The following is a 14,103-nucleotide window of genomic DNA, read 5'->3' as shown; positions in this document are numbered from 1 at the left end:
ATCAGTAGCCGAACAGCGCCGACAGATTCGAGGTCGCTCCGTCGCGGTCGAACTCCCGTTCAACGGTGGCGATGTTCTTGCGGTTGGGGATCACCAGCACGCCCATGAGCGCCAACGAGATGAGCACGGCCGGAAGCAGCGCCAACACATTGGCGCCGAAGGCCAGACACAGCGCAACCCCGACGAGCGCAGGTGCTTCAGCCATCGCGAAGCAGAGAATCATGATCGGGCGGAAGCGCTCGATGACTGTCTCCGGGCTCGGACGAGCACCTGCCGGGAAGGGCCGCGGCTTACTGACGATCGGGATCACACTCGCCGCCATCACACCGACGAACAGTCCGATCGCCGCTGGCACGATCTCGAAGTCGTACGGCTCCAGCACGAAGGCCATCACCACCACGATCGCCACGAGCCCCGACATCAACGCGAAACCCATGATCTTCAGCGCCTGCGCTTGCGGATGGACCCCACCCTTGATCGGCTCGCCCGAGGTGTAGGGCTGGCACTGCGGGTCGTTCTGGTCGAAAGTCATTGCGTCCTAGAGGTATTGGCCCGTCGTGGCCACCGAGTCGATCGCCTTGGACGACCCACCACCCTGCTTTCCGTCGATGAGTGTGCGGATGTAGGTGATGCGCTCCCCCTTCTTGCCGGAGATGCGCGCCCAGTCGTCGGGGTTGGTGGTGTTGGGGAGGTCTTCGTTCTCCTTGAACTCCACCACGCAGCTCTCCAGGAGGTGCTCGACGCGGATGCCCTTGACCCCGGTCAGTAACTGCTCCTTGATCGCCATTTTCTTGGCGCGGTCAACGATGTTCTGCACCATCGCGCCGGAGTTGAAGTCCTTGAAGTACAGGATCTCCTTGTCGCCGCTGGCGTAGGTGACCTCCAGGAAGCGGTTCTCGTCGATCTCTGCGTACATGCGCTCGACGGTCGCCTGGATCATGTCGGCCACCGTGGCGTCCCGGTCGCCGTCGTGCTCGGCCAGGTCGTCCGGGTGCAGCGGCAGTTCGGCGGTGAGGTACTTGCCGAAGATCTCGTGTGCGCTCTGGGCGTCGGGACGCTCGATCTTGATCTTCACGTCGAGCCGGCCCGGTCGGAGGATCGCGGGATCGATCATGTCCTCGCGGTTGGAGGCACCGATGACGATGACGTTCTCCAGCTTCTCCACACCGTCGATCTCGGCCAGGAGTTGCGGGACGACGGTGGTCTCGACGTCCGAGCTCACGCCCGATCCGCGGGTGCGGAACAGCGACTCCATTTCGTCGAAGAAGACCACCACGGGCGTGCCGTCGGAGGAGACTTCGCGGGCCCGCTGGAAGATCAGCCGGATGTGCCGCTCGGTCTCACCGACGTACTTGTTGAGCAGTTCGGGGCCCTTGATGTTCAGGAAGTAACTCTTGGGTTGTTCCTTGCCGGTCTTCTCGGCCACCTTGCGGGCCAGGGATGCGGCGACCGCCTTGGCGATCATTGTCTTGCCACAGCCGGGCGGGCCGTAGAGCAAGACGCCCTTGGGCGGACGCAATGCGTGCTCGCGGAAGAGTTCGGCATGCAGGTAGGGCATCTCGACGGCGTCCCGGATCTGTTCGATCTGACCGGCGAGGCCACCGATGTCCTCATAGCGGATGTCAGGCACTTCCTCGAGCACCAGATCGGCCACCTCAGCTTTGGCGATCTTCTCGAAGACGAAGTTGGTGCGGCCGTCCAGCAACAGCGAGTCGCCGACGCGAATCGCTGTGTCGGACAACGCTGCTGCCACTCGGCAGACCCGCTCCTCGTCGCCGCGCACCAGCACCAGCACACGGTCGCCGGACAGCATTTCCTTGACCTGCACGAGCTCGCCGACCGTCTCGAAACCGACGGCACGCACGATGTTGAGGGCCTCGTTGAGCACCACTTCGCGACCTGGGACGATGGCCTCGTCCTCGATCGTCGGGCTGACACCCACGCGCATCTTGCGGCCGGAGGTCAGGATGTCGACGGTGTCACCCTCACCGCGACCAAGGATCACGCCGAAGGACGCCGGGGGCTGGGCCAGCCGGTCGATCTCGCCCTTGAGCGACACGATCTGCTCACGAGCGTCCTTGAGCGTGCGCACCAGGCGTTCGTTCTGCGTCGACAGCGTGGCCTGGGCCGAACGCAACTGGCGCACCTGCTGGTCAAGATCGGCGCGCTCGCCGGGGCTCATCGTCACGCGGGCACGCAGAGCCTCGACCTCGGCGCGCAGACTCTGCACCTCGTCGTATTTCGCGGGCTCGGGGGTGGGACGTTCGTCAGCCATGTCACTCTCCTTCGTCGGCGCGTGACCCTGCTTTCGACCCTAACTGTCCGAGGGCTGCGAATCTGCCTCCGGCTCACCCATTGAACGGGCCAGCTTGCGCACCTTCTTGTCCGACACCGGGCGTTCGCCGACGTCCTCGGGGCTCCAGTCGCCGGACGGCAGCACCGCCTGCACATCGGCCTCGTCGTAGCCGTCGGCAGCGCCCTTGCTCGGACGCCGCTTGCGCACCGGTGGCGTGACCCCGGGCGCGAGACGACGGGTCGAGATCAAGAAGCCGGTGTGGCCGTGCATGCGATGTTCGGGTCGTACCGCCAGGCCTTCGAGGTGCCAGCCGCGCACCAGCGATTCCCAGGCCTGGGGCTCGGTGAAGCCGCCGTGGTCGCGCATGGCCTCTGCGGTGCGCGAAAGCTGGGTCGCCGTGGCCACGTAACAAATGAGCAGGCCGCCGGGCGCCAGAGCGTCGCCGACGACACCGAGGCAGTCCCAGGGAGCGAGCATGTCGAGCACGACGCGGTCGACGGTGCCGGCCTCAACGGTCTCGGGCAACGCGTCGACGAGGTCGCCGACCGTGACCGTCCATCCGGGGTGCGGGGCGCCGAAGAAGGCGTTGACATTGCCGCGCGCGATCTGCGCGAAGTCGTCGCGGCGTTCGAAGGAGTAGAGCCGACCGTGATCACCGACAGCGCGCAGCAGCGACATCGAGAGAGCTCCGGAACCGACGCCCGCTTCGACCACGACGGCGCCGGGGAAGATGTCGCCCATTGTCACGATCTGGCCGGCGTCCTTGGGATAGACGACGGCCGCGCCGCGCGGCATCGACAGCACGTAATCGGGCAGCAGAGGACGTAGCGCAAGGTATTCGATGCCTGCGGTGTTGGTGATGGTGCTGCCGTCCGGGCCACCGATGAGGTCGTCGTGCGCCAGGTAGCCGCGGTGGGTGTGGAACTGCTTGCCGGCTCCCAGGGTGATCGTGTGCATCCGCCCCTTCGGGTCGGTCAGCTGCACCCGCTCGCCCTCGATGAACGGACCACGACGCAACTGCGCTCCCAGCGGGGTTTCACTCATGGGGTGGAAGCTTACGGCTCCCCGCCACCGGCTCGGTCACGGGTTTCGGCGCGGCTGCAACGCCGATTGCACCGCGCGGATCAGGTCGTCCCGGGCGATCCAACCCAGCGGCTGACCGTCGCGCTGCAACACCACCGTGCGCTCGGCCACCTGCCCGTGTTGGGCGGCGTTGGTCACCAGCGCGTTGAGATCGCCGCCGGAGTTGCCGTCGTCCTCCAACTGCACGACCCAGGGTCCGGACGGCCGGATCAACAGCGCAGAAGCCGGCGTGGACGCGCGGTTCTGCATGGGGACCGCCATGGCGCTGCCGGCGACCACGAAGCCCTCGGGCTGACCGTCGTCCCCCATGAGGACGGTGTCGTGCGGCGGAAGTTCGGCCACTGACGAACCGACCGGTGCTGCCGCCAGCGGGCGCAGGATGTCGCCCAGCGGCACGGTGCCCAGCTGACCGGTGACCTTGCCACGGGCGATCGCCGCGGAGGCGCCGAACCACATGAAGGACGCGATGAGCACCACCCAGATCGTGCTGACCAGCGACAAAGTCTTGCCGTTGATCAGCGGCCACACCAGCAGCACAGCGACGATCACGAGGGTGACCACGCGCCCGCACCAGCCGGCGATGACCGTGCCCTTGGTGCGATTGCCAGTAGCGCCCCAGACAGCCGCTTCCACCAGGTGTCCGCCGTCCAGGGGGAAGCCGGGCAAGAGGTTGAACGCCGCCACCAGTGCATTGGCCCAGGTAAACGCCGCGGTGAGTAGCCGCGCGACATCAGGCAGATCCAGTTGCAGTGCGGCATATCCGATCACGGCCAGGACGGCGTTCGACAACGGGCCGACGACGGCGACGATCGCGCTGCTTCGGGCGGTCGTGCCCTCGCGCGTGAAGGAGGTGTGTCCGCCCCAGAGATCGGCGACGATCTGGTGCACCTCGAAGCCGCGCCACTGGCCGGCCAGCGCGTGCGCTGCCTCGTGCACGAGCACCGAGATCAGGAGTCCGACGACGTAGGCGAAGGCCACGACGTAGGCGACGCCCCCGAGGTCGGGCAGCGCGTTGCGCACCTGCGGGCCGAAGGTGACGACGATGACGAAAGCGATGAGGAGCCAACTGCGTCCGATGAAGATCGGTACTCCCCGAAGCGATCCGATTCGCAGGCCGGGAGCCTGCACGGGAGTCCGAGCCATGTCGACCAGCCTAACTTCGGCGCGCTACCCGGGACGGGCGCGTCCGACCGCAGGCGATGTCGGTGCTCGAACGTAGGGTCGCTCTCATGCAGGAGGTCGTGGAGACGGACGAGTCGCCGGAGCGGTCAGCCCTGCCGGTGACCGTGGTCAAGCGCGCCATCTCGCCCAGCCGAGCAGGCGACTACATGCAGTGCCCGTTGCTCTACCGCTTCCGGGTGATCGACCGGCTCGATGAGCCCCGCTCTGCGGCTGCTGCGCGAGGCACGCTCGTACATGCGGTGCTCGAGCGGATCTTCGACGTCGATGCCGGCGAGCGCACCATCGAGCACGCTCTCTCCCTGCTGCAGCCGCAGTGGGAGGCCCTTGTCGAGCAGGACGACCAACTGAACGACCTCGTCGACGGCGAGGTCAGTGCATGGTTGGCCCCGGCGGCCAGGCTCGTCGAACGCTGGTTCGCGCTCGAAGACCCCACACGCCTCGAACCCGCCGGACGCGAGTTGTACGTCGAGGCCGAGATCGACGGGCTGACGCTGCGCGGCTACATCGACCGACTCGACGTCGCGCCCACCGGCGAGGTGCGGGTCGTCGACTACAAGAGCGGACGCTCGCCGTCGCCGTTGTTCGAGGCCAAGGCGCTCTTCCAGATGAAGTTCTACGCGTTGGTGCTGTGGCGTACGCGCGGTGAGGTGCCGACCCTGCTGCAGCTGGTCTACCTCGCAGATCGCGAGATCCTGCGCTACCAACCCGACGAACGCGATCTGCTGGCCACCGAGCGCAAGGTGAAGGCGCTGTGGGAGGCCATCGAGCTCTCGGCGCACACCGGCGACTGGCGTCCGGCGCCGTCGCGGATGTGCGACTGGTGCAGCTTCAAGGCGCTGTGCCCGCAGTTCGGTGGCACTCCCCCGCCGCTGCCCGAGCGTGCTGCGGAGCGCGCCGTCGATCCGGCGTTCGCCGAGGTGCCCGAAGTGGCGCAGGACTGATCGCACGTAGATTGACGACCGACCATGAGCGATCGCCAGGTGAGGTTGACCGATCGGATCGGTGCTGAACTGGACGACTCGTCGCTTCAGCGGCTGAGCTCATTGCTCGATGAATTGACTCCGGCCGATGAAGAGCACGCCACCGTCTCGCTCACGGATTCGGACGAGTGGAATCTGGAGTTCAGTGCTGATTCGGTGCTGTTCGAGAATGTCGACGTATCAGGTGGGGAGGTCGGCACCCTCCCACTCTCCAGCCGGGAGGAACCGCTCTCGATTGCCGAGGAGTTCATCCGCGGCGACTTCGAAGCGCTTCGGAGCCGTCCGTGGAGCAGTCGGCCCTGACCAGAGCTCAGCCGCGGGCCAGCCCCCACAGCGACACCACGGTCTGACCGGCGAGCGAATCGACATGCACCGCACCCGAATCCGCCGGCACCGCGACCACGTGAGGCACGGCGATCGTCGCTGCGCCTGAGGCAACCGCCGAACGCACACCGGGTGGAGAATCTTCCACCGCGAGACACTCGGTGATCTTGACGCCGAGTGCCTCGGCCGCCTTCAGGTAGGGCTCGGGGTGCGGCTTGCCGTGGGTGACGGCGTCCCCGGTGATCACCGCGGAGAAGGTGCCGGCCGGTAAGCCTTCCACGAGCACCCGGGCGAAGGAGTCGTACGACATCGTCACCAGTGCGTTCGGAATGCCTTGTGCGACAGCGTCTTTCAGCAGTTCGTTTGCACCCGGACGCCACGGCACGTGCTCCCGCATCTGCGCGATCACCGAGGTGAGCAGCTCCTGCACGATCTGCTCGGGCGTCAGGGTGACCGGCGAGTTGTCGCGGATGATCTGACCCGAGACCAGCAACGGGTTACCCACGAGCTGGTGGGCCAGTTCGTCGGTCCACACTCCCCCGAACCGTCCGACCAGTTGGTGCTCGGCGTTCATCCAGTACGGCTCGGTGTCGACGAGCGTCCCGTCCATGTCCCACAAAATTGCCGCTGGCAGGGACGCTCTATCCCCATGCTCGCGTTCGTCGCCGCGCAGAGTCACCATGCGTGCTCCCGCACCTCGCGCAGCGCGCTCGACGTGCCGTCCATGTCCCAAAGGACAGCCGCAGGAAGCTGGTGTAGCTGATCCATCAGTCCTCCGGCTCGTAGCCGAGGTTGGGCGAGAGCCAGCGGTGCGCCTCGTCCATCGTCCAATCCTTGCGCTCCGCGTACGACTCCACTTGGTCCTGCGAGATCCGCCCGACAACGAAATACTGCGACTGGGGGTGCGAGAAGTACCAACCCGAAACAGCTGCACCCGGCCACATCGCCATCGACTCGGTGAGTTCGATGCCGGTCTGCGCCTGCACGTCGAGCAGCTCCCAAAGGGTTTGCTTCTCGGTGTGGTCGGGGCAGGCGGGATAGCCCGGTGCCGGACGGATGCCGCGGTACTTCTCGCCGATGAGCTCGTCGTTACTGAGTTGTTCGTCGGCCGCGTAGCCCCAGAGTTCGTGGCGCACGATCTCGTGCATCCGCTCGGCGAAGGCTTCGGCGAGACGGTCGGCCACCGACTCCAGCAGGATGGCGCTGTAGTCGTCGATCGCGTCCTTGAACTCCTTGATCTTCTGCTCGGCACCCAGGCCCGCGGTCACCGCGAACCCGCCGATGTAGTCACGCAGTCCGGTGTCCTTCGGAGCGATGAAATCGGCCAGCGACTTGTTGGGCACTCCTTCGCGATGCTTGCCCTGCTGACGTAGGTGATGCAGCTGGGTGTGCACCTGCATCCGTGACTCGTCGGTGTAGATCTCGATCGAGTCGCCGACCGCATTCGCCGGGAAGAAACCGACGACACCGGTCGCCTCCAGCCAGTGCTCCTTCTCGATGAGATCGAGCATCTCGTTTGCGTCGTCGTAGAGCTTGCGGGCGGCCTCCCCCGTGGCGGGGTTGTTGAGGATGTCGGGGAAGCGCCCCTTCATCTCCCACGCGTTGAAGAAGGGCTGCCAGTCGATGTACTTGCGCAGGGTCGCGATCGGGTAGTCGCGCAGCACCTTGGTGTACGACTCGATCGAGCCGAGGTGCACATCAGTGCCGGTGTTCTTGCTCTGCTGCAGCAGGAAATGCGGACGCGGCGGCTGGTAGTCGGCCCACTCGATCGGCGTGCGCTGCTCCAGGGCCTCCGCGTAGGAGATGAGCGGCCGGTCGTTCTTCTTGGCGGCATGGCGGCGGCGGATCGACTCGTAGTCGGCCTCCACCTCCTCCAGCAGGGCCTCCTTGCGGGTGTCCGAAAGCAGCGCCGAGACGACGGGCACCGAGCGCGAGGCGTCCTTCACCCAGACCACCGGGCCGTGGTACTTCGGCGTCACCCGCACCGCGGTGTGCGCCTTGGACGTCGTCGCCCCACCCAGCAGGAGCGGGATGTCGAAGCCCTGCCGCTCCATCTCCTCGGCAACGCCGACCATCTCGTCCAGTGACGGCGTGATGAGTCCGGAGAGGCCGATCACGTCGGCGTTCTCGGCCTTGGCGGTCTCGAGGATCTTCGCCGTCGGCACCATCACGCCGAGGTCGACCACGTCGTAGTTGTTGCACTGCAGCACCACGCCGACGATGTTCTTGCCGATGTCGTGCACATCGCCCTTCACGGTGGCCATGACGATCTTGCCCTTGGCGCGTTCGGCCTCGCCCGGCTTCTTCTCGGCCTCGATGAACGGGATGAGGTGGGCGACGGCCTTCTTCATCACTCGGGCCGACTTCACCACCTGCGGCAGGAACATCTTGCCGGCGCCGAAGAGGTCACCGACCACGCCCATGCCGTCCATCAGCGGGCCTTCGATCACATTGAGCGGACGCTCCCCCGCCTCGGCGAGTTCGGCTCGCATCTGCTCGGTGTCGTCGACGATGAACTCGTCGTTGCCCTTCACCAGCGCATGCGTAATGCGTTCGCGCACAGGCAAATTGCGCCATTCGAGCGCAGCGGAGTCGTCGACCTGCTCACCGGCCTTGTTGTGCTCCGAAGCGATCTCCAGCAGCCGCTCGGTCGAATCGGGACGCCGGTTGAGCACGACATCCTCGATGCGTTCCTTGAGCTCAGGATCGATCTGGTCGTAGACCACCAACGCGCCGGCGTTGACGATTCCCATGTCCATACCCGCCCCGATGGCGTGGTAGAGGAACACCGCGTGGATGGCTTCGCGCACCGGGTTGTTGCCGCGGAAGCTGAACGACACATTGGAGACACCGCCGGAGACGAGCGCTCCCGGGAGGTTCTGCTTGATCCACCGGGTCGCCTCGATGAAGTCGACGCCGTAGTTAGCGTGCTCCTCGATTCCGGTGGCCACGGCGAAGATGTTGGGGTCGAAGATGATGTCCTCGGGCGGGAAACCCACCTCGTCCACCAGGATCTTGTACGCCCGCGAGCAGATCTCCTTGCGGCGCTCGATGGTGTCGGCCTGACCTTCTTCATCGAAGGCCATCACCACGACCGCAGCACCGTACTTGCGGCACAACCGGGCCTGCTCGATGAAGGGTTCGACGCCCTCCTTCATCGAGATCGAGTTGACGATCGGCTTGCCCTGTACGCAGCGCAGACCGGCCTCGATCACATGCCACTTGGAGGAGTCGATCATCACCGGCACCCGGCTGATGTCGGGCTCAGAGGCGATCAGCTTGCAGAAGCGATCCATCGCCTCGACGCCGTCGATCATCCCCTCGTCCATGTTGATGTCGATCACCTGTGCGCCGGCTTCCACCTGCTGCCGGGCGACGTTGAGAGCCGTGGGGTAGTCGCCCTCCTTGATCAGCTTGCGGAAGCGCGCCGATCCGGTGATGTTGGTGCGCTCGCCGACGTTGACGAAGAGGGAGTCCTCGACGACGTTGAGCGGTTCCAGGCCCGACAAGCGCAGCGACGGCTCCGGGTCGGCCGGCTTGCGGGGTGCGACACCCTCGACCTGCGCCGCGATCTCGCGGATGTGCTCCGGGGTGGTACCGCAGCATCCACCGAGGATGTTGACCAAGCCGTCACGGGCGAAACCGCCGACGACGTCCGCCATCTCCTGCGGGGTCTCGTCGTACTCACCGAAGGCGTTGGGCAGGCCGGCGTTGGGATACACCGACACGAAGGTGTCGGCCACCTTGCCGAGTTCGGCGACGTACGGACGCATGTCGGCAGCACCCAGCGCGCAGTTGAAACCGACCGCGAGCGGCTTGGCGTGCCGGACGCTGTTCCAGAACGCCTCGGTGACCTGACCCGAGAGCGTGCGACCCGAGGCGTCGGTGATGGTGCCGGAGATGATGACCGGCCAGCGCCGGCCCTCCTGCTCGAAGAGCGTCTCCAGCGCAAAGATCGCGGCCTTGGCGTTAAGGGTGTCGAAGATCGTTTCGACCAGCAGGATGTCGCTGCCGCCGTCGACCAGGCCCTGGGCCTGCTCCAGGTAAGCGTCAACCAACTGCTGATAGGAGATGTTGCGGGCGCCGGGGTCGTTGACATCGGGCGAGATGGACGCGGTGCGGTTGGTCGGGCCGAGCGCACCGGCCACGTAGCGCGGCTTGTCGTCGGTGGCGAGCTTGTCGCACTCACGTCGGGCGAGCTGCGCGGAGGCGAAGTTGAGCTCGTACGACAGGTCTTCCATGCCGTAGTCGGCCATCGAGATGCGCTGCGCGGAGAAGGTGTTGGTCTCCACGATGTCGGCGCCGGCTTCGAGATAGTCGCGGTGGATGTCGGCGATCAGCTCGGGCTTGGTGATCGACAGCAGGTCGTTGTTGCCGCGGACGTCGTGGGTCCACTGCGCGAAGCGCTCGCCGCGGAACTCGTCCTCGCTCAGCTTGTGCCGCTGGATGAAGACGCCCATCGATCCGTCGAGGATCAGCATTCGCTGCGAGAGTGCTTCTTGCAGTTGGGAAGTGGCGTCAGGACGCTGGTGGCTGAGATCGCGCGACGGGGTGTCGACGCGGGAATCGGAGCGGCTGCTCACTGTGGGTTTCCCTTCGTAGAGTCGCCAGAGTTTACGACACACCCATGTTGCGGGCCTGGTACGTCGAAGCGCGAGACGCAGCACTTTCGTAGGCTGTCGGAATGCAGTCCCACATCCCCGTCGAAGGAGCCGGCTCGTGATCGAGATCGAGGACATCCCGCTGCTCGACGACGCCCTGATGATCGCCGCTTTCGAGGGCTGGAACGACGCCGGCGAGGTCGCCTCGTCGACAGTCGAACATCTCATCACCGTGTGGGACGCCGAACTCGTGGCGGCTATCGACCCGGCGGACTACTACGACTTCCAGGTCAACCGGCCACGGGTGGTGGGTGATCCCGGTGACCGGCAGATCGAATGGCCCACGACACGGGTCTACCTCGCCCGCGACACCCCGCTCGACCGGGACGTCCTGCTGGTCCACGGCATCGAGCCGTCGTTCCGCTGGTTGCAGTTCACCTCCGAGCTGCTCTCGCTCGCGGTCGAGACCGACACCTCGATGATCATCACGCTCGGCGCGCTGCTGGCCGACGTCCCCCACACCCGGCCGATCCCGATCACGGTGACCGCCGACAACCCCGACATCCAGCAGCGGTACGACCTCGAGCCGAGTCGCTACGAGGGCCCCACCGGCATCGTCGGTGTGCTCTCCGATACCGCCGATCGCACTGGTATCTCGACGCTTTCAGGTTGGGCGGCGGTGCCGCACTACGCCGCTGCCTCGCCTTCACCCAAGGCGACGCTGGCAATGGTGTCGCGCCTTGAGGAGCTGCTCGACACCGTGATCGACCGTGCAGATCTCACCGAGCAGGCCGCTGCCTGGCAGCGTGGCGTCGACGAACTCGCTTCCAGCGACGAAGAGATCGCCGAGTACGTCGAGGCGCTCGAACAATCACAGGACACCACCGAGTTGCCTGAGGCCAGCGGTGACGCGATCGCGCGGGAGTTCGAGAAATACCTCCGGCGACGCGACGAGAACCCCTGACCTGCAGAGGTCCGACGTCAGAGGCTCAGGCCCAGGACGGCGTCGAGCGCTGCCCGCACCGTCGGAGAGTCGCCTGCTGCGGCGTCCTGGTGCTTGGCTGCCCAGGCATCGACCGCGGCGATGGCGCTCGGTGAGTCGAGGTCGTTTGCGAGCGCGGCGGTGACTTCGCGGGAGACCTCCTGCGCGTCGGCATCTGCGGCGTTGCTGAGGGCTCGACGCCAGGTGGCCAGCCGCTGCTGCGCCTGCGTTAACTGGTCGTGGCTGTACTCCCAGTCGGTGGCGTAATGGTGGTCGAGCAGCACGAGGCGGATCGCCATCGGGTCGACGCCTTCGGCACGCAGCACCGAGACCTTCACCAGGTTGCCCTTCGACTTGCTCATCTTCTCGCCGTCGTAGGCCACCATCGCCTGGTGGGCGTAGCGATGCGCGAAGGGTGAGCTGCCGGTGAGTGCCTCCGCCTGCACGGCCGACATCTCGTGGTGGGGAAAGATCAGATCAGTGCCGCCTCCCTGCAGGGTGAAACCCATGCCGAGGTGGTCGAGGGCGATCGTGGTGCACTCCAGGTGCCAGCCGGGTCGTCCGGGGCCGAGTTCGCCTCCGTCCCAATGGGGTTCGCCGACGCGCTGACCGCGCCACAGGAGCGGGTCGAGCACGTCGCGCTTGCCCGGACGGTCGGGGTCACCGCCGCGGTCGGCGAAGACTTCGAGCATCTGCTCGCGGGTCCAACCGCTGGTGCTGCCGAAGCTGGGTTGAGTCGACAGGTCGAGGTAGATGTCGTTCGCGCCGGTGACGCCCGATTCGGCGTCGTCGACCGGCAACCGGTAGGCGTGACCGTCGCGCAGCAACTGCTGGATCACGGCCACCTGGCGCGGCATCGTCTCCACGACGCCGACGTAGTGCTGCGGCGGGATGTTGCGCAGGGCCACCATGTCGCCGTGGAAGAGCTCGATCTCGCGGGCGGCGAGATCTTGCCAGTCGATGCCGTCGCGCTCGGCGCGTTCCAACAGCGGGTCGTCGATGTCGGTGACGTTCTGGACGTAGGTGACCTCGTGGCCGGCCGTGCGCAGCGCCCGGATCGCCAGATCAAACGTGATGTAGGTCGCGGCGTGTCCGAGGTGGGTGGTGTCGTACGGCGTGATGCCACAGACGTAGACCCCGACGGGGCCGTCGGTGGGCACTTCTCGCAGCTCGCCCGTGTGTTCGTCGCGCAGCCGCAGGGGCGGCGAGACGACGTCGAGGGCCGGCACCGACGGAGCGCTCCAGGTCTTCACGTCGGCAAGCCTAATTGCCGCGCAGCCGTGCCCCGGACGCTGTCGGCGTGCCTCCCGTCACAGGTCACCACAGTGGCCAGGGCAGCGGGTGTCGGTCGAACGGAACCTCCGGCATCACACCGGTGGCGAGCAGCGCGTGCACCCGGCTGCTGAGCGCATCCAGCTCTGCGGCGTCCAGCACCGACCCGAGCTGATCGACGACCTCAGTCTCTTGCAGCTGCGCCGAAAGTGCTTGCAGCACTATGAGATCGGCGTCCTCGATCGGATCGCCGGCGAAACCCCAGAAGACCGTGCGCAGCTTCTCCTCGTGGTGCAGGCAGAGGCCATGGTCGATTGCCCAGAACTCCTCGTCGTCCGCGAGCAGCGCGCTGGCCTTGCGGTCGGCATTGTTGAGCACGGCGTCGAAGGTCGCCAGGCTCCGCAGCCGTGGGGTGTCGGCGTGCGACACCACGAGCGGACGGTCCGCCTCGTCCTGCGCCGACAGCACCGCGATGTTTCCCTCTGGAACATCGTTCGGTGAGTCGATCCGCACGAACTCCGGATCATGGCGTCCGTCGAGTGGGCCGACCCATTGCTGCACGGTGCCGGTGCCGAGCGGGCCGTCGCGCAGGACCGTGGGAGGCACGAAGCCCCAGCCGGTGAGATCGGAGATCAACCAGGACGCCCATTCTCGTCCGGCGAGCGAGCCGTCCGGAAAGTCCCACAGCGGCCGTTCGCCGCGAATCGGCTTGTAGACAGCCGACATTCGCGTTTCGCCGTCGGTCACCCAGACCCGCAACGCGACATTCGAAGCGTCCAGCAACCGACCTTCGATCTCGAGTTCGCTGACGGCCAGCAACCGCAGCGAAGAGTCGTCAGCGCTTGTATCCGTTGGCACGCGGGCAGACATGGCCGGACGGGTCGAGTGGATCACCGCACAGCGGGCACGGTGGACGTCCCTGGTCGAGCAGAGCGACTGCGCGGCGGGCGAATTCACGGGCCACTGCGGGCTGGACGGTGATGCGCAGGGTGGTGCTGTCGGGCTCGTCGACCTCGACCGAGGGCTCACCAGAATCGTCCACCTCGACCGAGACCGTGGAGTCGATGCATTCGACGACAAGGCGCTGCAGCTCCGGCTCCCAGGCCAGGGTGAGCGTGCCGACCCGGAACTCGTCCTCGATGGGCGTGCTCAGCGGCTCGTTGTCGGGCTGCATGGCGGGTACATCGGCGGTGGCATCGAGGCTGTCGAGCAGTTCGTCGATCCGCTCGGCGAGCATGGCCACCTGGGCTTTCTCCAGCGAAACGCTCGTGATGCGCCGGCCCTCGACGGCCTGCACGAAGAAGGTGCGCTGCCCTGCGGGGCCCACGGTGCCCGCGACGAACCGGTCGGGGTCGGTGTACTCGATCAACGGCATGTAATCGA

General features: G+C 66.4%; 12 protein-coding genes. 3 read left to right on the top strand and 9 right to left on the bottom strand.

Annotation, left to right across the window (positions count from 1 at the left end; all coding sequences use genetic code 11):
• Position 1: 1 nt before the first annotated feature.
• Genes J5M86_RS07350 through J5M86_RS07335 form a run of 4 tightly spaced genes read right to left on the bottom strand, consistent with a single transcriptional unit; the run spans position 2 to position 4,522 of the window.
• Positions 2 to 532 (bottom strand): hypothetical protein, encoded by a 531-nt coding sequence (locus J5M86_RS07350; RefSeq protein WP_188060725.1) that lies wholly within the window; start codon positions 530 to 532, stop codon positions 2 to 4.
• Between the two features lie 6 nt (positions 533 to 538).
• Entirely contained in the window at positions 539 to 2,275 is a 1,737-nt protein-coding gene (arc, locus tag J5M86_RS07345; protein ID WP_188060726.1) for a proteasome ATPase, read from the bottom strand.
• Positions 2,276 to 2,314: 39 nt separating this feature from the next.
• The gene (locus tag J5M86_RS07340) at positions 2,315 to 3,340 is read right to left on the bottom strand and encodes a tRNA (adenine-N1)-methyltransferase (RefSeq protein WP_188060727.1); all 1,026 of its coding nucleotides are present in this window, start codon (positions 3,338 to 3,340) and stop codon (positions 2,315 to 2,317) included.
• 36 nt (positions 3,341 to 3,376) lie between these two features.
• Positions 3,377 to 4,522: a site-2 protease family protein gene (locus J5M86_RS07335; protein ID WP_188060728.1), complete on the bottom strand. Its 1,146-nt coding sequence runs from the start codon at positions 4,520 to 4,522 to the stop codon at positions 3,377 to 3,379.
• A 185-nt stretch (positions 4,523 to 4,707) separates the two neighbouring features.
• Between J5M86_RS07335 and J5M86_RS07330 the strand changes: the two genes are divergently transcribed.
• Together J5M86_RS07330 and J5M86_RS07325 are read left to right on the top strand one after the other, a co-directional pair.
• Positions 4,708 to 5,502, top strand: a complete 795-nt coding sequence (locus J5M86_RS07330; protein ID WP_370587345.1) for a RecB family exonuclease — start codon at positions 4,708 to 4,710, stop codon at positions 5,500 to 5,502.
• Positions 5,503 to 5,526: 24 nt separating this feature from the next.
• A complete protein-coding gene (locus J5M86_RS07325; protein WP_188060730.1) occupies positions 5,527 to 5,844 on the top strand; it encodes a hypothetical protein in 318 nt (105 codons plus the stop codon).
• A gap of 7 nt (positions 5,845 to 5,851) precedes the next feature.
• Here the strand turns inward: J5M86_RS07325 and J5M86_RS07320 are convergent, their stop codons facing one another.
• Both J5M86_RS07320 and metH read right to left on the bottom strand, forming a co-directional pair.
• On the bottom strand, positions 5,852 to 6,547 hold the full coding sequence (locus J5M86_RS07320) for an HAD family phosphatase (RefSeq protein ID WP_188060731.1): 696 nt from the start codon (positions 6,545 to 6,547) through the stop codon (positions 5,852 to 5,854).
• An 85-nt stretch (positions 6,548 to 6,632) separates the two neighbouring features.
• The gene (gene metH / locus J5M86_RS07315; protein ID WP_244328558.1) at positions 6,633 to 10,346 is read right to left on the bottom strand and encodes a methionine synthase; all 3,714 of its coding nucleotides are present in this window, start codon (positions 10,344 to 10,346) and stop codon (positions 6,633 to 6,635) included.
• Between the two features lie 238 nt (positions 10,347 to 10,584).
• Between metH and J5M86_RS07310 the strand changes: the two genes are divergently transcribed.
• Complete coding sequence (locus J5M86_RS07310) at positions 10,585 to 11,430, top strand: PAC2 family protein (protein ID WP_188060733.1); 846 nt, start codon at positions 10,585 to 10,587, stop codon at positions 11,428 to 11,430.
• A gap of 17 nt (positions 11,431 to 11,447) precedes the next feature.
• Here J5M86_RS07310 and mshC read toward each other — a convergent pair whose 3' ends face one another.
• From mshC to J5M86_RS07295, 3 genes are all read right to left on the bottom strand, one after another.
• On the bottom strand, positions 11,448 to 12,701 hold the full coding sequence (gene mshC / locus J5M86_RS07305) for a cysteine--1-D-myo-inosityl 2-amino-2-deoxy-alpha-D-glucopyranoside ligase (RefSeq protein WP_188060734.1): 1,254 nt from the start codon (positions 12,699 to 12,701) through the stop codon (positions 11,448 to 11,450).
• Positions 12,702 to 12,765: 64 nt separating this feature from the next.
• Positions 12,766 to 13,578 (bottom strand): SCO1664 family protein, encoded by an 813-nt coding sequence (locus tag J5M86_RS07300; RefSeq protein ID WP_208965124.1) that lies wholly within the window; start codon positions 13,576 to 13,578, stop codon positions 12,766 to 12,768.
• Complete coding sequence (locus J5M86_RS07295; RefSeq protein WP_188060736.1) at positions 13,556 to 14,095, bottom strand: DUF3090 domain-containing protein; 540 nt, start codon at positions 14,093 to 14,095, stop codon at positions 13,556 to 13,558. Before J5M86_RS07295 ends, J5M86_RS07300 begins: the two co-directional genes overlap by 23 nt.
• Between the last annotated feature and the right edge of the window lie 8 nt (positions 14,096 to 14,103).

Source organism: Yimella sp. cx-51 (assembly GCF_017654605.1).
In the GTDB taxonomy this organism is placed as follows: Bacteria; Actinomycetota; Actinomycetes; order Actinomycetales; family Dermatophilaceae; genus Yimella.
The sequence above is the reverse complement of the archived record's forward strand: the minus strand, read 5'-3'. Positions and strand labels throughout refer to the sequence as shown.